The organism is Rheinheimera sp., from assembly GCF_036568245.1.
Lineage (GTDB): Bacteria > Pseudomonadota > Gammaproteobacteria > Enterobacterales > Alteromonadaceae > Alishewanella.
Map to the genome: position 1 here is coordinate 1 of NZ_DATCSY010000298.1, position 18,329 is coordinate 18,329.

Genomic DNA, 18,329 nt, shown 5'->3' on the forward strand with positions numbered 1-18,329 from the left:
CATTCGTTACTGCACGCGGTTCGCTGCCATCAGCGCGCATAATCCAGATATTATCACCGCCGCCTTCATCGCTGGTGTAGGCGATGTACTGGCCATCCGGGCTAAATGCCGGTTGCATCTGCCAGCCGATATCTTTTGTCAACAGTGTTGCTGTCCCCCCCGTAACGGGCATGGTGTAAATGTCGCCCAGTAAATCAAACGCCAGTGTTTTGCCATCTGGACTCAATGCGATATTCATCCAGCTGCCTTTAGACACCTTAATATCAACTGTCTCAAACTGCCCCTGCGGGGCGTTCACATCCCAGACCTGGGCTTTGTCAGTTTCGGCGTGCAATAAGCTGCTGCCAAGTGCCAGCGCCAGTATGCTTGGAGTAAAAAGTTTCATTAAGTGGTTCCTTGGTGTCGGGTTGTTATTGTTATTACGTAGCTAAGAGCAGAGTGACATAAAGTGGCTGCAGAGTTAAGTTTTGTTGTAACGCCATGCGTTGATTGCATCTAGCAACAAGACAAAATGAGCACCTGATGGTTTTGCCCTCGCAAATGCTGGTGTAAAGGGGCGGACAGTTGCTAGAATCGGCGCTAAGTTATTGACATCAAGTGTAGACCTGCAGACAAACCGCCGGCTGGCACCTTATTACAGTGAGTAGATACCACTATGTTTGTTATTGATCAATTAATCTTACTGGCAGCGGTTCTGATTCTGTTTGGGATCTTATCCAGTAAGCTGTCGGCCAGGCTTGGTTTGCCGATGCTGGTATTGTTTTTATTGGTTGGTATGCTGGCAGGTGAGGAGGGCATTGGTCGCATCGCTTTTGATAATCCGCAAGCGGCCCACGCACTTGGCACGCTGGCGCTGGCGCTGATTTTGTTTGATGGCGGCTTGCAAACGTCGATGCAGTCAATAAAGCAGGTTTGGAAGCCCGCTTCCATACTGGCAACCCTGGGCGTGTTGGTTACTGCTTTGGTAACGGGCGTAGCGGCAAGTTACATCTTAAAAATCAGTTTGCTGGAGGGCTTGCTACTAGGGGCCATCGTGGGCTCAACCGATGCGGCCGCGGTGTTTTCGCTATTGCGTAATGCCGGTATTAACCTTAATCGTCGGTTAAAATCGACATTGGAAATGGAAAGTGCCTCAAACGACCCTATGGCGATCTTCCTGACTGTCGGTTTGTTGGAAATTTTGGTAAATGGCCTAAAACCTGGCTTAGGTCTGGCGCAACTGTTTTTGCTGCAAATGGGGTTGGGGGCCATCATTGGTCTGGCGGTGGGCTATGCTATTGTTAGTGTTATTAATCGTATTCATCTGCAAGCCAGTGGTTTGTATCCGATACTGGTCACTGCTTCGGGTTTATTGGCTTTTGGTGTAGCGGCTAACCTGGGTGGTAGTGGGTTTTTAGCGGTGTTTATTTGTGGTGTCATCGTAGGCAATGCTCGTTTTGTATTTCAGCGCACCACTTTTTTGTTTCACGATGGTTTAGCCTGGCTTAGTCAAATTACCATGTTTGTGATGTTAGGTTTATTAATTACCCCAAGCTCATTACTTACGGTGTGGTGGCAGGGTTTATTAATTGCCGCTGTATTGGTGTTTGTTGCCCGACCTATTGCGGTGCTACCGGTGCTAAAGCTGTTTGGTTTTAATAGCCACGAAATGACATTGGTATCCTGGGTTGGCCTACGTGGTTCGGTACCGATTATTCTGGCTATTTTCCCGTTGATGTTTGGCCTGGCCAGTGCTGAGCTGATTTTTAACGTAGTGTTTTTCGTAGTGTTAATTTCGGCAACCTTACAAGGTTCTACACTGGCGTGGGTGGCGCGCAAACTAAAGCTGATAGAACCTTTGCCAGCTAAAGCACCGGCGACGCTCGAAATCACTGCGCTTGGTGAAGTGGATGCCGAAATTGTTGAGTATACCTTGTCGGATAACTCACGGGCAGTAAATCGGCGCTTAGCCCGCATGGCGCTGCCAGAAGGCGTAGTCGTGGCCATGATTACCCGACAGGAAAAAGTGATACCACCGCGCGGTTCAACCGTGCTGCAGGCCAGAGACCATCTGTTTGTGGTGATGAAAAACGACTATAAAGCTGTTGTGGAGCAAGTTTTTGCCGACAAAGGCTTTGAGCCACTAAAAGCGGTAAGCGAATTTCGTTTAAAAGGCACCAGCACCCTGGCTGATATTGACTGGTGTTTTGGTTTTGATTTAACCAGGTGCCATGCCGATATGTCGCTGGAGCAGTTGTGTAAACAGCACTTGGCTGGCGCTGTATCAGAGCAGCAACAATTCTCCATTAATCAGTATCAATTTACTGTGGCCGAGATGGTCGGTGAACGAGTGACTACGGTATTACTCAGTGTCGCTGCGCCAGTACAAGCTAGTACGGAATTACTTGATACCGGTAATTCGGTGTAGGATGTGAGATCAAGCCAGTGATTGAATCCCCCTGTGTTGCCTGTTGCCGGCTTAACAGTGACAAAGTCTGTGTCGGCTGTTATCGTCATATTACTGAAATAGTTGACTGGAACCGGCGTACGGACGATGAAAATGCGGCTATATTACAACAAGTTGCTATAAGAAAACGTCAGACTGAGCACTCAGGAAATAACGGCGGTTGCACCAGCCCAATTACTCAGGCTGAGTGGCTGGCGGCAAAACAACAGGTACGTAACCGTTGAGGAATAACTATGCTTGACTGGCAGCTTGTGTTGAATATCAGCCCCTTTGCCTGGGCAGAACTGGGGACAGCATTGCTGTGCGGCTTTATCATCGGTTTAGAGCGTCAACTGCGCGGCAAGCCCGCCGGTATCCGCACGTCTATTTTAATTGTCATGGGAACCTACGTTTTTATCGCTGCGTCCATGTCGGTTAACAGCAATATGACAGATCCGTCGCGGATCATTGGTCAGGTGATTACCGGTGTCGGTTTTCTGGGGGCCGGCGTTATGCTGGCCCGCGATGGTATGGTGTTGGGGGTGACATCAGCAGCGACCATCTGGGTATTGGCGGCCATTGGCGTTTGCATCGGCATCGGTCAGGATCTGGTCGCAATTAAACTATCGGTACTGGTTGTGGCTGTGCTGGTTGGTATTGATATCCTGGAGAACTCGTCTTCAGCTATGCGCCGTGGCGTGCATCGCACGTACAACGAATGGCTGCACCGCTCAAATGGCAGTTTGTTTGGCCGGCGTAAAGACGACACGCCAGCAGCGGGGGCAGATATTGATGATCCAAGTTAATATCAGTGCCATTAAGTTAGGCTAGTATGCTGAATAATATAATTAAAAAGAGGCAATTTAATGCTTGAGGCAATCTGGATAGGGTTTGCTTTTTCTCTGGGGTTGGTGGTGCGCGCCATCGGTTTACCGCCATTAGTCGGCTATTTACTGGCAGGTTTTGTGATCTCTGCCACTGCATCTGATCTGAATCTACCGCCTGAGGGGCCGTCGATCATTCACCATGTTGCCCACCTGGGCGTGTTGCTGCTGCTGTTTACTGTGGGTCTTAAGCTTAATGTACGCAGCCTGGGTAAACCTGAAGTGCTGGGCGGCAGCACGCTGCACTTTGTGCTATCGATAGTACTGACATTACCGGCCGTGCTGTTTATTTTTGATGTCAGCTGGTATCAGGCGTTGATGCTGGCAGTCGCCCTGGCATTTTCCAGTACAGTGCTGGCGGCAAAAGTGCTTGAAGGGAAGCGCGAAATACGGGCATTTCATGGTCGTGTCGCTATCGGTATTCTGATCATGCAGGATTTACTGGCCCTGCTGGTGATGAGCCTTGCCAATGGCACGACGCCGTCGCCCTGGGCTCTGCTGGTTTTTGCGTTGCCGTTACTGCGGCCACTACTTTACAAACTGCTCGATGCCAGCGGCCATGAAGATTTGTTGATCCTGTTTGGCTTGATGCTGGCGTTGGTAATTGGTGGGCAGGGCTTTGAACTGGTGGGGTTGAGTTCAGAACTGGGGGCTCTGGTATTTGGCGCCATGCTGGCTAAGCATCAGCGCGCCGGCGAGCTGTCTAAATCGCTGTGGAGTATTAAAGAGTTTTTTCTGGTCGGCTTCTTCCTGCAGATTGGGATAGATGGTTTACCGGATGCCAATGCCTGGTTGTTTGCCGGTGTCATGTCACTGTTATTACCGTTAAAAGCACTGCTGTTCTTCCTGCTGCTTATCCTGTTTAAACTACGTGCGCGTAGTGCATTTTTAACCAGCATCAGCCTGACGAATTACAGTGAGTTCGGTCTGATTGTCGCCAGCGTTGTGCTGCCTGAGTGGTTAATTCCGCTGGCACTGACAGTGGCAATATCTTTTGTGATTTCAGCACCGCTGAACCGGATGGCGCACCCGCTGTATGACCGGCTGTGCAACTGGCTGCTGAAATTTGAGCGCAATATCCATCATCCCGATGAACAACCGGTATCGCTTGGTGATGCGCAAGTACTCATTATGGGGATGGGACGAACCGGCAGTGCGGCGTATAATTATCTGAAAAATACCCGTAAAATCATTGCAATGGATTCAGACCCGGCCAAAGTGCGAGAGCATCAGCGTAAGGGGATCAATATTTTCTATGCTGATGCCGAGGATCAGGTGTTCTGGCAGGATTTGAACTTTGGTGACGTTGAAGCCGTTATTCTCAGTATGAATGACGTGGAAGCCAAGATGATTGCAGCCAGAAAGCTGAGAAATGCCGGTTTTAAAGGCTTTATTGTCTCGCACAGTATGCACGATGATGAAGCGCGTGACATTATCGCCGCCGGTGCTGATCAGACGTATCTGACCATGTCAGAAGCCGGGGTGGGGATCGCCGAGCATGTTAAACAACATTGTTTTGCTGTAGTGGCGAAATAGCTAAAAAAATAAGGCGCCTGAAGGCGCCTTATTTTTACAGAATTTAATGCAGCAATTAGCTTGCGCTACGCTCTTTGATAGCAGCGATAATTGGTGATGAACCGAAACCATTGCTGGTTGCCCATTCGATATCGCCTGACGCGGCAACCTGGCTGCCTGGTAACTGGCTGATGATAAAGCCTGCAGTGTCAGCGGCGTTATGTTTAATCGCGTGGCGGATCAGTGGTAAACCGTCACATACTACACCGTCGTACACGTTGCGTAAGCGTAAGCGGTTGTCAGACAGCGTTTTACGCAGGTTGTTTTTGCTGTCAGCAGCAACATAAGAACAGATTGATTGTGCCAGCTGATCGTCAGCTGCAACTGGAGTGCTGATAAATGAAGTGGCTGCGATAACAGTAGCTAAAGAGATTAGTTTGGCTTTCATAGTCTTGCTCCAAAATGAGTTAGTTCACAATCATTAATTAAGCAGTTTCAGTCATTTGAACTGCTTACTACGAAAGGACATGCAGCATGTCGAGTAACTCTGACAGAGCAGAATAAACATCGCATTTGCGACGGCAGCCCAGCTATCGTAGATACTGCATAAGGGCAGTAACCTTAGACCTGAAGCTTTGCGTGTACACCCTTTCGGGTGACTTGCCTTTCGAGCGTGCGCATTCTAATGAACGGTTATTTTTTATGCAAGCTTAATTTTAACTGAATTGAAATTATTTTTAGATTTAACTGGTTATACCTGTTAGCCGGTAGAGCGCAGCATATTGTCGCTGTGTGCCAGGCTAACATTTATCGCCAGTTTCACCGCATCTACCGCCAGGCTGGTACTGAGGCTGGCGCTACCCGGTAGTCTGCTGGCTTGGGCGGGTGAAAGCGGTACCTGCATAAGGCCACCATGCAGGCTGATATTCTGATGTTTAATGTAGTGCATTAAACCGTAAAACAGATGGTTGGCGACAAAAGTGCCCGCGCTGTATGACAACCTGGCAGGTAAAGCATGGCTGTGCAGCGTATCGACGATCGCACTGACCGGCAGGTTGCTGAAATAGGCCGCCGGGCCATGCTGTGCCGTCAGGGTGTCTCTGGGTTGTTGCTGGTGGTTATCAGGCTCACTGGCATCGTTGATATTTAATGCCACTTTTTCAATACGAATATCAACATTGGCGCGGCACTGATTAATCAGCAGCATGTGCGCAGGTTTAAATTGTGTGATGAGCTGCTCAAGTACCGTCAGGCTGTGCTTGAAAACGCAGGGCAGTTGCTGAATGTTTATCTGATAATCTTTGCCCACTGGCCAGTTTTCCAGGCTAAGCAGCTGCTGGTATAACTCTGAATCGTCAATTCTTGCCGGGTTATCTATCACCGCAATCAGTATGCTACGCATATGACAGTACTCCTTTACTTATCCTTAAACCGCTAACTCAGGTTCAGCTTACTACACAGCGCTTCAGACTGACAGGTCAAGCTTTATCAGCGCCGAGACGGCATCTTGCCAGCGCTGATAAAGCTTATCTGCGTCATGGGTTGTAATACGTGGCTGAAACTGCCAGCCTGCTTGCCAAACCTGCTCAATATCATTAACACTGCTGAAGTAACCAAGCTCGCAGGCCGCAAGAAAAGCAGCCCCCAGTGCAGTGGCGTCTGTAGTATGGCACCGGGTCAGGCGCGTTTGGGTCAGGTCAGACAATGCCTGCAGATACCAGCGGTTCGCTGTCATACCGCCGTCAACCCGCAGGCTGTCCACGGCTATACCATCCTGGGCAATCGCTGTCAGCAGGTCACGGCTTTGATAGGCCACACTGCAAAGTGCTGCAGCAGCAAGCTGTGGCCGGCCTGTATCGCGCGTCATGCCAAACAGGGCGGCTTTTATTTCGGGTTGCCAGTATGGCGTGCCAAGGCCGGTAAACGCCGGGATCAATAACTCTGTTTGTTTATAATGGCTTTGCTGTGCAAGTACTTCGGTTTCACCTGCTTCGGTGATGACACCCAACTTATCGCGCAGCCACTGCACGGTAGCACCTGCCATAAAAATACTGCCTTCGAGGGCGTAGGTGCTGCTGCCGTTGAGTCGCCAGGCCAGTGTAGTTAACAGTTTATGCTGGCTGTTGATGATCTGCTCACCGGTGTTTACTACGGCAAAACAGCCGGTGCCATAAGTACTCTTCGTCATACCGGTTTTAACACAGGCCTGACCAAGCAGGGCGGCCTGCTGATCGCCTATCATACTCAGCACCGGGATAGCGGCGCCAAACAGTTTGCTGTCGGTCACGCCGAACAGGCCAGCGTTGTCTTTCACCTCTGGCAATAACGCTGAGGGAATATCAAATAGCTTAAGCAGCTCATCGTCCCAGCACTGGCTGTGGATATTAAATAACAGGGTGCGGCTGGCATTACTGGCATCTGTTGCATGCACTTTGCCACCGGTCAGCTGCCACAGCAGGTAGCTGTCCACAGTGCCAAAGCACAGCTCAGCGTTTTCTGCCTGCTGTTTTGCGCCAGCGATATGTTGTAGTAACCAGCTTAGCTTGGTGGCGGAGAAATAAGGATCTGCTACTAATCCGGTCTTTTGCTGCAACAATGCTTCAAGGCCCGCATCTTTTAGCTGCTGGCACTGATTGCTGCCCCGCCGGTCTTGCCAGACAATTGCAGGGTGCAGCACCTGACCCGTTGTTTTGTGCCACAGCAAAGTGGTTTCGCGCTGGTTAGTGATACCAATGCCGGCAATGTCTGACGCGCTAAGCCCGGCTTGTTGCAATACGCTGGTTATGCAGTTGTACACCGACTGCCAGATCTGTTCAGGGTTTTGCTCGACCCAGCCGGGTTTGGGGTAGCTAAGTGGCAGCTCCTGCTGAGCACTGGCGACTGCTTGCAAGGCAGTAGTGTAAATGATGGCGCGGCTTGAGGTGGTGCCCTGATCAATTGCAAGTATATATTTGGACATGACAGATGCATTTAGCGTTATGCTTAAGTTATTGTGCAGCCTAGCAGTAAAACAGGCTAAAGCCTATGCCAACGAGATGGAGTGAATATGATCGTAACCTTTAAATCTAAAGCCAGTGGTGATTTGATTTACTTCAAAGATGCGGCTTTACGGCTGCTGGACCTGATGGGCCGTGATGAAAAAGTGCCCTCGGCGCTGTATGCCGAAGACGTACCGGCTGCACTGCAGCAGCTGCAACAAGGCCTGGCAGAAATAGCGGATAAAGAGAATGCCAAAGCGCAGCAACAGGAAGATGGACAGACAAGCCCTGATGGCAAAACGTACATCAGCCTGAATATCAGGGCGCTGCCTTTACTGGATATGCTGCAAAAGGCACAGAAGAAGCAGTGTCCGGTATCCTGGGAGTAACACTGCGCCTTCCTGCTGCGCGCTGCGGGCTTGGCTAACAGCCGTCAGGGCGCGGCAGTGTCAGGCTAACCAACAGCCCACCGGCATTATTGCGCAAACTTATCGTGCCGCCGTGCGCTTCAATAATATCGCGGCATAGTGTCAGGCCAATACCGGAACCGGTGGTTTTGCTGGTATAAAACGGTATCAGCACATGTTGTAGTACTTCGGCTGGAATTCCGCCGCCGCCGTCCTGTATGCACAGCGTCAACAGGTTGTTTTGCTCAAGCAGGCGCAAGCTGATGTGTTCTGGTGGTGAGCCTGATTCGTGGGCGTTTTTCAGTATGTTCAGCAACAGCTGAGTCAATTGCTGGGGATCGGCCTGCCACTGCAGAGCAGGCAATTGACCGAGCAGTTCAAAATCGTATTGATCCTGTAGCTGGTTTATCAAACGCGGCCAATTTACCGGCGCCAGTTTGGGTGTCGGTAACTTAGCAAACTGAATGTAAGCCTGGACAAACTGGTTTAAATGCAGACAACGCTCACTTATGGTGTCAAACAACTGGCTCAATGCAGCCAGATGCTGCTGATCAGCCATTGTTTTTCCGGAGAAGGCCAGCGATGACAGCGGCGCCAGCGTGTTATTTAACTCGTGGCCGATAACCCGCAGCAGTTTTTTCCAGGCATTCAATTCTTCGCGTTGGATCTCGCGCGTAAGTGGTTTTAATAAATACAGCCAGTGTAGTTTTTGATTAAGCTGAAACTGGCTGACGGACAAATGCCATACGCTTTGCTCGGCATTATCCAGCCTTATCAACCCTTGCTGGCGGCTGTTCAGCGCGTTATGCAGCTCGGGTTTATCTGTAGCCACTGTCGCCAGCTTGCTGCCATCAAAGGCTTTGCCCTGATGCAAAAGCACGCGCGCCGCAGGATTACTCATCAGTACCGTATTGGCTGCGTCGGTCAACAGCAGGGCGGTGGGGCTGCTTTGCAAAACAGTATCAAGCAGCAGTTCACGTTGATATAAGGTGGCGCGCTCAGTGCGCAGCTGCGCTGACATCTGGTTAAGGCTGTCAGCTAATGGCTTAAGCTCGTGCATTTTCAGCTGGTTTGCATTGGTATTAAAGCTGCCATCCTGCAGGTTTTGTGCATGCAGGATAAGCGCCTGAATTTCGCGCTGCAGTGGCTGCACAGCGCGTTGCAGCAGCAATGCCAGCACAATAAAAAACAGACAAATCCCTGCTGTCAGCGCTGTATCGGGGCCTAAATAATACTGCTGTAATATCAGCGCCAGCACCGTCAGCGCGGCGCATATCAGATTAAGCCGGCTTTGACTGGTTAGTTTAGCCGGCCGGAAATAACGGTCAGGGCGCATCGATGCCATAATGCTCCATACGCCGGTACAGTGCCTGTCGACTGATACCAAGCTGTTTGGCAGCACGTGACACCACACCACCGGCTTGCACTAATGCGTGCTCTAACTGAGTACGGTCAATATCATCGAGTGAGCGTTTAGCGCTGCTGCTGTTATCCGGCAACCCCAGGTCGGCACTTTGGATTTCGGCGCCGGTACTTAACAATAACGCCCGCTGACATACATTTTGCAGCTCGCGCACATTGCCAGGCCAGCTGTATTGTTGCAAAAGCTGTGATGCCTCGCTGCTTAAGCTCTTTCTGCCAGAGAGAAAAAACTGCGCCAGAGGTAAGATGTCGTCCGGACGTTCACTAAGTGCCGGCAGCGCCAGTTGCACCACGTTAATACGGTAGTATAAGTCTTGCCGGAATTGTCCCTGCGCGATAGCGTTGGTTAAGTCAGTGTTGGTGGCGCTTATAAGCCTGATATCGGCTTTTCGCGTGACACTGGAACCCAGCCGCTCATATTCGCCGGTTTGTAATACCCGCAGCAGCTTGGCCTGGCCGGCCAGTGACAGGTTACCAATTTCATCAAGGAACACGGTGCCGCCATCTGCGGCTTCAAAGCGGCCGATGCGGGTTTTACTGGCGCCGCTGTATGCGCCGGCTTCGGCGCCAAATAGCTCTGCTTCCATTAAATCGGCGGGCAGGGCGCCCATGTTCACTTTGATAAAAGGTTTCAGTTTGCGCTCAGAGTTGGCATGCAGCACATTGGCGATGCCTTCTTTACCTGCGCCGTTGGGGCCGGTAATTAATACTGCGGCATTCGACGGTGCCAACTGCAACGTCATTTGCAGCAACTGCTGCATCTGGCTGCTGGCAAATACCAGGTTACACAGATCTTTGCCAGCAAAAGCAGCCTGGCGTTGCTGCTCGCTGCGCTGTTGCTGCTCGGTTAACTGCTTAAGTTTCAGCGCATTGGCTACTGTTAACAGCAGGCGCTGATCATCCCAGGGTTTGGCAATATAATCAGTGGCCCCGGCTTTAACCAGCTCGACCACCATTTCCAGTTGAGTCCAGGCCGTCATCAGCACAACAGGAATGGCCGGATACTGCTGACGTAGCTGGTAAAACAGCGCTTTACCTTGCTCGCCCTGCATCTGGCCGGCGCTGAAGTTCATATCCTGCAGAATAAGGTCAGTGTTGTGCTGCGCCAGTATTTGCCAGGCTTGCTCTGGCGTAGCGGCACACTCTACCTGATACCCCTGCAGCACAAACAGTGTCTGCAGGGCCTGGCAGATAGGCTGATTGTCATCAATAACCAGTATTTTCAGCATAGTTTATAAAGCTTTAGTTGCTGTTGCCGGTGATATCCGGGTGGCGATGGCCGCAGGATACCATGTTGCCACAGTCACGCATACCAGCAGGATCAGACTGGCCAGTAGCGGCAGATATAAATCCAGCGCCGGTATCGTAATCACCTGCGACAGGGCTTTATTTAGCAGCAGCGCGCAACCAATACCGAACAAAGCGCCTATGGCTGTACATAGCCAGTTTTCGCTCAACAGCTCGAGAAAAATCACTTTTTTACTGGCGCCCAGCGCACGTTTTACACCAATTTCCTGCTGCCTTTTAAGCGCATGAAAATGCGTACTGCTATAGCTTGATACCATAGTAACCAGCAGCATCAGCGCACTTAATAATGCCAGCAGTGTTGCCAGGCCATATTCGTTGCGGTATAGCCGCTGATACTGCTCTGCTAAAGTACGAACATGCAGTATTTCAATATTGGGTTCGACGTTACGCAGTACTTTGTCCACTTGTTTGCGCACATTTTCCGCCTGTCCCGGTTGCACCCGCAGCAGTATGCCGTAGCCCCAGTCGACACTGTAAGGCGGTGCCACCTGAATATTGTTAAACATAATGTTCGTGCCGTGTCGTTGACCATAAAAATCAGAGACCACCGCTGCCACCCGGCCACGGTTCAGCTGCTGGCCCACTGCCGGTTTACCGGCAAACAGTTTATCGGCCAGGCTTTTGGTGATCACCACATCCGGTTGTACCGGGTTATCCAGTGACACCGAATGCTGTGGCAGCTCGCCCTGCAGCACGTCGCTGTTTAGCACGTTGAAAAAGTCTTTCGATACAAAGTACATTGGTACCGAGGGCTGGTTAGTACGGTCTTCCTCGCCATCGATATAAACATTGCCGTTGTTACCACCCTGCAAAATGGCCGACTGGTTGGTGTAGGCCGCTGCAATGACACCAGGCATTGCCTGTACCGCATCAAGCTGGCGGTTTAGCAGTTCTTCCAGCGCCGGGTACACCCGAAGTGATGCCATGGTTGGTTTGAGTTGTACCAGCAGGGTGTTGTCCACATCCAACCCGGTAGGCTGGTTCAGCTGCTGATGAGTTTGCTTGGCCAGCAAAATGCTGTTGAGTAACAGGGCCAGTGTCATTGCCAGTTGTAACAGCAGCAAACCGGTTACTACTTTGCGGCTGAACAATACTTTGAAAAGTAGATAAAAAGACATTGTTATTATTCCTTAAGCTGCTGATTGAGTGAGCCAAAAGAGGCGCGTAGTGAAGGGTACAGCGTTACCAGGTAGCTACAGATAACAGCCACCGTCAGCAGGCCTAACAGCAGCGTTAAATCCCAGTCGGAAAACAGTCTGTTGGCTGGTAGCAAATTATTCATCAGCTTAATACCACCATAACCGGTCAGCAGAGCGCCACTGATGGTAAACAGCGCCATGATCAGCACATCTGCCAGCATTTGCAGTTGTAACTGGCTGCGGCTGGCGCCCAGCGCACGGCGCAAACTGAATTCATACTGGTTACTCAGATAGCGGTTTAAAGACAGGTGGCTGGCATTAAACAGGCATACCAGCAAGAACAATAAGGTTACCAATGCAAAGGCTTTGATATCGCTGCTGTCACCACCAAAATAGCTGACGATATCCCGCATCGCGACCAGTTGATTATTGGGTGGCGATGGATGACGGCCGGCAGCTTTTTCATCCTGCACCAGATTGGTCATAAACTGGCGGTATGCCTGCTGCTGGGCGGGGGTGTCGAGTTTTACCCAGTACTGTAGCTGATGCAGCGCACCGGTGCGGCCCTGAGTGCTTAACTGGCGATAGTCAGTGTCGTCGAACGTTTGTGATTGGCTGTTGGACAGATAATTCATGTCGTAACCGGTTTCCAGCGGCAGGTAGATATCATCTGCCTCGCTTAAGTGATTACGGTTATTGGCATCGTACAGCCGCGGCAGCATTTGCCAGTCATCCAATACGGCACTGACGGTCACGTTGCGATCATCCAGCAGCAATTTTTCACCGACAACGTCGCTTTTACCAAATAACTTCTGAGCCGTCGCTTTGGTTAAAATCACTTCCGGCCGCGCACTGTTATCCGGCCAGATACTGCCGTGCAGTACGGGTACATCAAACATGGCAAAAAAGTCGCGCTGCGTAACGCGGATACTGACTGGCAGCGGCGTTTGATCGGCTCGCTGGCGCAAATAGCCATCGGCGCTGTACATTGCAGCGGCTTGGCTTGGAATATCCGTCTGGCTTAGCTTTTCAACATTGCTGTAGCTCAGTACCCTAGGGGTTCTGCAGTCAGTGCTGCATTCATACGGCACCAGATTCAGCATCGGGAAAAACAACTTATCGCTTTTTTCAGGCAGCGGATCGCTGTTTAGCTGGTAGTAAAACGTGGCGTTGGCAAAAAACACCCCCAGGCCAACACTGAGAATAAAAATGGTCAGCGCATACGGCAGCGGTGCACGGCGGATGCTGATCAGGCTGACTTTCAGATAATAAATAAACTGTTCCATTGCCGGCTCCTTAAGCGCTTTGTGCTGCCAGCGGGTCATACAGCACTGCATCGCTGAGCTGACCGTCGATGATTTGAATATGTCTGCCGGCGCGGCGCGCCTGATCCGGGTCATGTGTCACCATTAAAATGGTGCAACCCTGCTGATTAATTTGCTCCAGAAGCTCCATAACCTGGCGGGCCATTAATGAATCCAGATTACCAGTTGGCTCATCTGCCAGCAAAATACGCGGCTGGCCGGCGATAGCACGGGCAATGGCCACCCGTTGCTGCTGACCACCGGACAATTGGCTGGGCAGGTAGCTGCGCCGCGCGTGCAGGCCTACCAGCTCCAACGCCTGTTCAATCCGCTGTTTGCGCTGTGCCGGTGTTAAGCCGCGGTAGCGCAGCGGCAGCTCAATATTATCATAGATGCTGAAATCTTTAATCAGGTTAAAGCTTTGAAAGATAAAACCTATTTTTTCATTACGCAATTTAGACAGCGCAGCATCAGATAACCCCTTTACCGATTTACCATCCAGCTGGTAGCCGCCTTCGTCAAACTGCTCCAGCGTGCCGAGAATGTTCAGCAGCGTAGATTTGCCAGAACCGGAAGGGCCAGTCAGCGCAGCGAATTCGCCTTCATTAATCTGTAAGCTGATATCGCGCAGCGCATGGGTTTCAATCAGCTCGGTGCGGAAAATTTTACTTAAATTCGTTAGCGTTATCATATCGTTATCCTTAATTTTTAATTTAGATTGACCCGGTTTTGGTCTTTAAAGTCGGCTAAATTTGAAATGACCCATTGTTCGCCCTCGCTGGCACCGTCAAGTATTTCTACCCATTGCACCGATAAAGCGCCAAGTTCGATGTTTTTGCGTACCGCCTGATTGTCCAGGACCTGATAGGCCTGACGACCACCACCTGAGCTGATAAATTCACCACGGGCAATCTTCAGCACATCGGTTTTATGCTCAAGGATGACGCGGGCCGTTAAGCGCTGGCTCTGACGCAGGGCGGTGCTGTCAACGTCGTCAAAACGTACCCGGGCACTGACCTGGTTATTGCGCACTTCAGGGGCGATATTACTGATAACGCCGTTTAATCGCTGGCTGCCGATGCTTACTTCTACCTGCTGGCCAGGCAGTAAGTCGCGGGCATAGCTTTCCGGCACAGCCAATTCAGCTTCGTAGCGGCTTAAGTCGATTACCGTTAACAGGGCTTGCCCTGGCAGCACATGGCTTTGCTGCTCTACCAGCCAGTTGCCCAGCTGGCCGGTCACCGGCGCCGTGATATTAAGGGCGGTCACTTTACGTTCCAGCTCATTAACCACCAGCTGCTGGCGGTGGATATCCTGCGTGCGTGAGCTTTGCTCAAAGCTCAGCTTGTCTTTGGCTAGTTCTACTTTGCGTTTGGCGTGATCAAACTCCAGCTCGGCTTTGGTCAGGTTATCGGTGGCGATATCAAAATCCAGTTTGCGGATCACGCCAAGTTCAATCGACTGCTGTGCGCGCTCAAGCTCGCGCCGGGCCGCCAGCAAATTAACCTGGGCGTTATTCATTACCTGTTCCATATCCAGCTGTTGCTCGCGCGCTGCAAGTGCAGCACGTTCTGCTTCAGAGCGCATACCCTCAAGTACTGCCTGCTGTTGCTGTAAGTCATTCTGTAGCGCCGGGCTACTGATGGTGGCAAGCAGGTCGCCTAAGGTAACGGCTTCACCCGGTTGCTTAAATAACTGCACCTGGCCGGTTTCCTGGCTGTACAGTGTTGGTGCATTGGCAGCAACAATCCGGCCTTGTACGGCGATATCACGCACTAAATCACCGCGCTGTACTGTGGCAAACTGCATTTGTGAGCGCGGCAGTACTAAACTGGCGGTTTCGCCAATGGAATTAAAAAAAGCCGCTGCCAGCACTATTACGGTGCCGGCAATAGCGGCGGCAGGGAGAACGCGGCGCAGCAGCGTTTTAGCCGGACGCTGAATGATGTTGTCCTGTGTTTCGGTACCCTGGATCATTGTTATTGGTGTCCTTTATGTGTTGCTAAGCTGCAGTGTTATAGCAGTATTAATGCCAAAATTTAAGTGATTGTTTTTAAATGATTATTTTTGGTTTGATGTGTGTTTGGCAGTGTCCGCGGACACTTTGACTGTCCGCACAGGCTTTGCGGACAACACTTGCCAAAACAACTGCTTAACGTAGAATCGGTCACACACAGCGCAGTGTCGCAAAACCAATAAATAACGCGGGTGCTTGATATGGATGTAACAGAGCCAACAAAGTGTGATAACTGCCACACCGTCTTACATGGTGCGTTTTGTCATCAATGTGGCCAGGAGAAGAAGAGTTATATCCGTAATGTCAGTGGTGTGGTTACCGAGTTTTTCGGTGAATTCAGTAACTGGGACACCCGGGTCTGGCAAACGCTGATCCCATTGTGGTTCCGCCCCGGCTTTTTAAGCCGCCGCTATGTTGCCGGCCACCGCGTGCCGTACGTGCCGCCGCTCAGGCTCTATCTGTTTACCTCTATCATTACATTTTTGATTTTCGCCCAGCTGGTACCAGACGTACCGGTAACGGTTAACTCGGCTGCAGAGCAACTGGAAAATGCCACCAGCCAGCCTACAAGCACCTTTTCACAAGTGATGGCCGATATTAAGCGCGATATCGAGCAGGAAAAGCAGCAACAACAGCAACAACAGAAGCCATTTGATAGCTCGATTGGGTTTTTATCCGACAGTGCCCAGGCTGAGTTTGATAAAAAGCTGGAAGCGCTGATTGCTAACCCCAAGCTGGCAATTAACAAGTTTTTCAGTCTGGCACCGCAGATGATGTTTTTACTGCTGCCGCTGTTTGCGCTGCTACTGAAGTTGCTGTACATCCGCTCCGATCGTTACTACATGGAGCATTTAATTGTTGCGCTGCATAGCCACAGCTTCATCTTACAAATGTCGGCGCTGTATCTGGGGCTGAACACAATGTCGGCGGCAGCCAGCTGGCCGTGGCTGGCTGACATTAGTGGATTTCTGGCGTCGGTAACGCTTATCTGGATCCCGGTTTATCTGTTTTTATGTCAGAAGTTTTACTATCAGCAAGGCTGGCTCAAAACCACACTGAAGTTCTGGTTAACCAGCTCTTTGTATAACGTGTTATTTATTACTGCGATTATTGGGCTGATTATTCTAAGTATTCTGTGGTCGTAGCAAATCTGCTGTCGGGTACCTGCCATGCGCAACTGAGTTTGGCTGGCAAATAAGATAAGTTTATTAAACAGTTTCGTAATAGGCTTGGCGTTCCGTTAGGGCAAAAATTTCAACAAACTGTCAGTTCGTTGATTTTTATAACCCCGGGATGCCCTTTAATGCTTACAGCGACAAGCGTAAAAAACATTAAACGCCGTTTCAGGCATATAGTTTTGCTCAGCACTGTTACCGCGGTTTGTGCTTGTAGTAAAGCGCCGGCGCCGCGTTCTGACAGCAACATTACAGAAGCGGATACCACCGCGCCTTCGCACTTTGATAATCCGATCATTAAATACGATACCCAGGACCCGACAAACGAGGTCGGCGAGTTTATTTATACTGCCGATCCTGCCGTGATGGTGACAGACGACACCGTGTATTTGTATAGCACGCATGATGAGCAGCATGCAGAGGGTAAAGATTATCGCATGTACGACTACCGGCTCTGGACCAGCAAAGACATGATCAACTGGCAAAATAAAGGTGCTGTGTTCCGGGCGGCGGATTTTAGCTGGGCCCGCACCGATGAGAAAACCGGTAACGCCTACGCACATCATGTGATTGCGCACAAAGATAAATCAGGTAAGGCGCGGTATTATTTCTATGCGGCCGTAGAAGGTGGCCAAACGGGAGGGCAATTTGGCTTTTCCATTGGTGTTGCCGTATCAGATAGCCCGCAAGGCCCTTTTACCGATCCGCGTGGCATGCCGATGATCTTGCTTGAAGATACCGCAGCGTATAAAGACCATAGCTGGCGCAATATCGACCCGGCGGTGTTTATTGACGATGATGGCAGGGCTTACCTTTACTGGGGCAATAAGCAACTATGGTGGGTTGAGCTTGAACCCGATCTGATACACCTGAAAGGCGAAAGTTACACGCTGGATGCCGACGCAAAGATGCAAAACCGCAGTACCGAGCTGGTCGAAATTCATACCGTTGATACCTTACCCAATTTTGAAGAAGCACCTTATGTATCAAAGCACAACGGTATTTACTATTTACTGTATGCAGCGGGCTTCCCTGAAAGTATTGCCTATGCCACCAGTTCATCGGCTACCGGGCCGTGGCAGTACCAAGGCGTCATCCTGCCGCCGCTGCCGGGCACTACCACTATTCACCCGGCGATGTTTGATTTTAAAGGCAACACCTATCTTGCCTATCACAGTGCTGACCTGCCCGGTGGTGGCAGTTATCGCAGATCAGTCAGTGTAGACAGAGTGTATTTTAATGACGATGGCACCCTGAAGCCTATAGTACGCACCGCGAAATAAAAAAGGATACTGTTGGTATGAACCTGATTGAAAAACGCCTTGGTAAGCCCTTGTTTGAACTACCTAGCGTAAAATGTAACGTGCTTAACATAGTCGTGCTGCTAACAGTGTGTTTATTTTCCGTACCAGTGACAGCCCAGGCGGACGATAGCATGACAGTGATTGCTACACCTGAGCAAACTGATGCTATTGATATTGGTACCGGGCCGCTACCTGGCGCTAAGGTGCAGGAGGCGTGGCATTCACAGTATGGCAGCCGGTTTGCGCGTAATGTTACGGTGGCCACGCTAACGCCTTTTTTGCCTGAGCCGGCAAATGCCAGTGGCGCTGCGGTTATCGTGGCGCCAGGCGGCGGCTTTCGCACCCTGTCAATGGAGAACGAAGGCTGGAATGTGGCCCAGGCGCTTGCCAGACAGGGCATTGCCGCCTTTGTGCTGAAGTACCGTTTAAACCAGACCCCGTCTGAGATGGC

At 50.8% G+C, this 18,329-nt stretch carries 18 protein-coding genes and 1 riboswitch; of the genes, 8 read left to right on the top strand and 10 right to left on the bottom strand.

Annotation, left to right across the window (positions count from 1 at the left end; genetic code table 11):
• The coding region (locus VIN66_RS13385) for a TolB family protein (protein ID WP_414709896.1) at positions 1-385 on the bottom strand (385 nt) is incomplete at its 3' end.
• Between the two features lie 270 nt (positions 386-655).
• Here VIN66_RS13385 and VIN66_RS13390 point away from each other — a divergent pair.
• From VIN66_RS13390 to VIN66_RS13405, 4 genes are read left to right on the top strand one after another with little or no spacing between them, the layout of a single operon-like run.
• Positions 656-2,407, top strand: coding sequence for a potassium/proton antiporter (locus VIN66_RS13390; RefSeq protein WP_331924445.1), 1,752 nt, complete (start codon positions 656-658; stop codon positions 2,405-2,407).
• 17 nt (positions 2,408-2,424) lie between these two features.
• Complete coding sequence (locus VIN66_RS13395; protein WP_331924446.1) at positions 2,425-2,670, top strand: DUF1289 domain-containing protein; 246 nt, start codon at positions 2,425-2,427, stop codon at positions 2,668-2,670.
• 9 nt (positions 2,671-2,679) lie between these two features.
• A complete protein-coding gene (locus tag VIN66_RS13400; RefSeq protein WP_331924447.1) occupies positions 2,680-3,231 on the top strand; it encodes an MgtC/SapB family protein in 552 nt (183 codons plus the stop codon).
• Positions 3,232-3,291: 60 nt separating this feature from the next.
• Positions 3,292-4,845 (top strand): cation:proton antiporter family protein, encoded by a 1,554-nt coding sequence (locus tag VIN66_RS13405; protein WP_331924448.1) that lies wholly within the window; start codon positions 3,292-3,294, stop codon positions 4,843-4,845.
• 55 nt (positions 4,846-4,900) lie between these two features.
• Here the strand turns inward: VIN66_RS13405 and VIN66_RS13410 are convergent, their stop codons facing one another.
• The 3 genes from VIN66_RS13410 to glpK all read right to left on the bottom strand — a co-directional run bounded on the left by VIN66_RS13410 (position 4,901) and on the right by glpK (position 7,783).
• On the bottom strand, positions 4,901-5,272 hold the full coding sequence (locus tag VIN66_RS13410) for a DUF3718 domain-containing protein (RefSeq protein ID WP_331924449.1): 372 nt from the start codon (positions 5,270-5,272) through the stop codon (positions 4,901-4,903).
• Positions 5,273-5,401: 129 nt separating this feature from the next.
• Positions 5,402-5,499: riboswitch (cyclic di-GMP riboswitch) on the bottom strand.
• A gap of 85 nt (positions 5,500-5,584) precedes the next feature.
• Positions 5,585-6,226: a pyroglutamyl-peptidase I gene (locus VIN66_RS13415; protein ID WP_331924450.1), complete on the bottom strand. Its 642-nt coding sequence runs from the start codon at positions 6,224-6,226 to the stop codon at positions 5,585-5,587.
• A 63-nt stretch (positions 6,227-6,289) separates the two neighbouring features.
• On the bottom strand, positions 6,290-7,783 hold the full coding sequence (glpK, locus tag VIN66_RS13420; protein ID WP_331924451.1) for a glycerol kinase GlpK: 1,494 nt from the start codon (positions 7,781-7,783) through the stop codon (positions 6,290-6,292).
• An 87-nt stretch (positions 7,784-7,870) separates the two neighbouring features.
• On the opposite strand from glpK, the gene VIN66_RS13425 reads away from it, so the two are divergent.
• Positions 7,871-8,191: a DUF1840 domain-containing protein gene (locus tag VIN66_RS13425; RefSeq protein ID WP_331924452.1), complete on the top strand. Its 321-nt coding sequence runs from the start codon at positions 7,871-7,873 to the stop codon at positions 8,189-8,191.
• Positions 8,192-8,225: 34 nt separating this feature from the next.
• Here the strand turns inward: VIN66_RS13425 and VIN66_RS13430 are convergent, their stop codons facing one another.
• The 6 genes from VIN66_RS13430 to VIN66_RS13455 are packed head-to-tail and all read right to left on the bottom strand — an operon-like array spanning position 8,226 to position 15,359.
• Positions 8,226-9,554, bottom strand: coding sequence for a sensor histidine kinase (locus VIN66_RS13430; protein WP_331924453.1), 1,329 nt, complete (start codon positions 9,552-9,554; stop codon positions 8,226-8,228).
• Entirely contained in the window at positions 9,535-10,860 is a 1,326-nt protein-coding gene (locus VIN66_RS13435; protein ID WP_331924454.1) for a sigma-54 dependent transcriptional regulator, read from the bottom strand. Before VIN66_RS13435 ends, VIN66_RS13430 begins: the two co-directional genes overlap by 20 nt.
• Positions 10,861-10,863: 3 nt before the next feature.
• Positions 10,864-12,057 (bottom strand): FtsX-like permease family protein, encoded by a 1,194-nt coding sequence (locus tag VIN66_RS13440; RefSeq protein ID WP_331924455.1) that lies wholly within the window; start codon positions 12,055-12,057, stop codon positions 10,864-10,866.
• Between the two features lie 5 nt (positions 12,058-12,062).
• Positions 12,063-13,364 carry an ABC transporter permease gene (locus tag VIN66_RS13445; RefSeq protein ID WP_331924456.1) on the bottom strand — a complete coding sequence of 434 codons (1,302 nt, stop codon included), beginning with the start codon at positions 13,362-13,364 and terminating at the stop codon, positions 12,063-12,065.
• 10 nt (positions 13,365-13,374) lie between these two features.
• Positions 13,375-14,073 (bottom strand): ABC transporter ATP-binding protein, encoded by a 699-nt coding sequence (locus tag VIN66_RS13450; protein WP_331924457.1) that lies wholly within the window; start codon positions 14,071-14,073, stop codon positions 13,375-13,377.
• Between the two features lie 17 nt (positions 14,074-14,090).
• Complete coding sequence (locus tag VIN66_RS13455; protein WP_331924458.1) at positions 14,091-15,359, bottom strand: efflux RND transporter periplasmic adaptor subunit; 1,269 nt, start codon at positions 15,357-15,359, stop codon at positions 14,091-14,093.
• A 240-nt stretch (positions 15,360-15,599) separates the two neighbouring features.
• Between VIN66_RS13455 and VIN66_RS13460 the strand changes: the two genes are divergently transcribed.
• From VIN66_RS13460 to VIN66_RS13470, 3 genes are all read left to right on the top strand, one after another.
• Entirely contained in the window at positions 15,600-16,544 is a 945-nt protein-coding gene (locus tag VIN66_RS13460) for a DUF3667 domain-containing protein (protein WP_331924459.1), read from the top strand.
• 158 nt (positions 16,545-16,702) lie between these two features.
• Positions 16,703-17,857 (top strand): glycoside hydrolase family 43 protein, encoded by a 1,155-nt coding sequence (locus tag VIN66_RS13465; protein ID WP_331924460.1) that lies wholly within the window; start codon positions 16,703-16,705, stop codon positions 17,855-17,857.
• A 17-nt stretch (positions 17,858-17,874) separates the two neighbouring features.
• On the top strand, positions 17,875-18,329 hold a 455-nt coding region (locus tag VIN66_RS13470; protein WP_331924461.1), incomplete at its 3' end, for a hypothetical protein.

Excerpts from the sequence above, each read along its gene's own strand:
- VIN66_RS13435 (WP_331924454.1), bottom strand. The coding sequence starts at position 10,860 with ATGCTGAAAATACTGGTTATTGATGACAATCAGCCTATCTGCCAGGCC.
- VIN66_RS13440 (WP_331924455.1), bottom strand. The coding sequence starts at position 12,057 with ATGTCTTTTTATCTACTTTTCAAAGTATTGTTCAGCCGCAAAGTAGTA.
- VIN66_RS13425 (WP_331924452.1), top strand. The coding sequence starts at position 7,871 with ATGATCGTAACCTTTAAATCTAAAGCCAGTGGTGATTTGATTTACTTC.
- VIN66_RS13445 (WP_331924456.1), bottom strand. The coding sequence starts at position 13,364 with ATGGAACAGTTTATTTATTATCTGAAAGTCAGCCTGATCAGCATCCGC.
- VIN66_RS13405 (WP_331924448.1), top strand. The coding sequence starts at position 3,292 with ATGCTTGAGGCAATCTGGATAGGGTTTGCTTTTTCTCTGGGGTTGGTG.
- VIN66_RS13390 (WP_331924445.1), top strand. The coding sequence starts at position 656 with ATGTTTGTTATTGATCAATTAATCTTACTGGCAGCGGTTCTGATTCTG.
- VIN66_RS13450 (WP_331924457.1), bottom strand. The coding sequence starts at position 14,073 with ATGATAACGCTAACGAATTTAAGTAAAATTTTCCGCACCGAGCTGATT.
- VIN66_RS13400 (WP_331924447.1), top strand. The coding sequence starts at position 2,680 with ATGCTTGACTGGCAGCTTGTGTTGAATATCAGCCCCTTTGCCTGGGCA.
- glpK (WP_331924451.1), bottom strand. The coding sequence starts at position 7,783 with ATGTCCAAATATATACTTGCAATTGATCAGGGCACCACCTCAAGCCGC.
- VIN66_RS13455 (WP_331924458.1), bottom strand. The coding sequence starts at position 15,359 with ATGATCCAGGGTACCGAAACACAGGACAACATCATTCAGCGTCCGGCT.
- VIN66_RS13410 (WP_331924449.1), bottom strand. The coding sequence starts at position 5,272 with ATGAAAGCCAAACTAATCTCTTTAGCTACTGTTATCGCAGCCACTTCA.
- VIN66_RS13430 (WP_331924453.1), bottom strand. The coding sequence starts at position 9,554 with ATGGCATCGATGCGCCCTGACCGTTATTTCCGGCCGGCTAAACTAACC.
- VIN66_RS13415 (WP_331924450.1), bottom strand. The coding sequence starts at position 6,226 with ATGCGTAGCATACTGATTGCGGTGATAGATAACCCGGCAAGAATTGAC.
- VIN66_RS13465 (WP_331924460.1), top strand. The coding sequence starts at position 16,703 with ATGCTTACAGCGACAAGCGTAAAAAACATTAAACGCCGTTTCAGGCAT.
- VIN66_RS13460 (WP_331924459.1), top strand. The coding sequence starts at position 15,600 with ATGGATGTAACAGAGCCAACAAAGTGTGATAACTGCCACACCGTCTTA.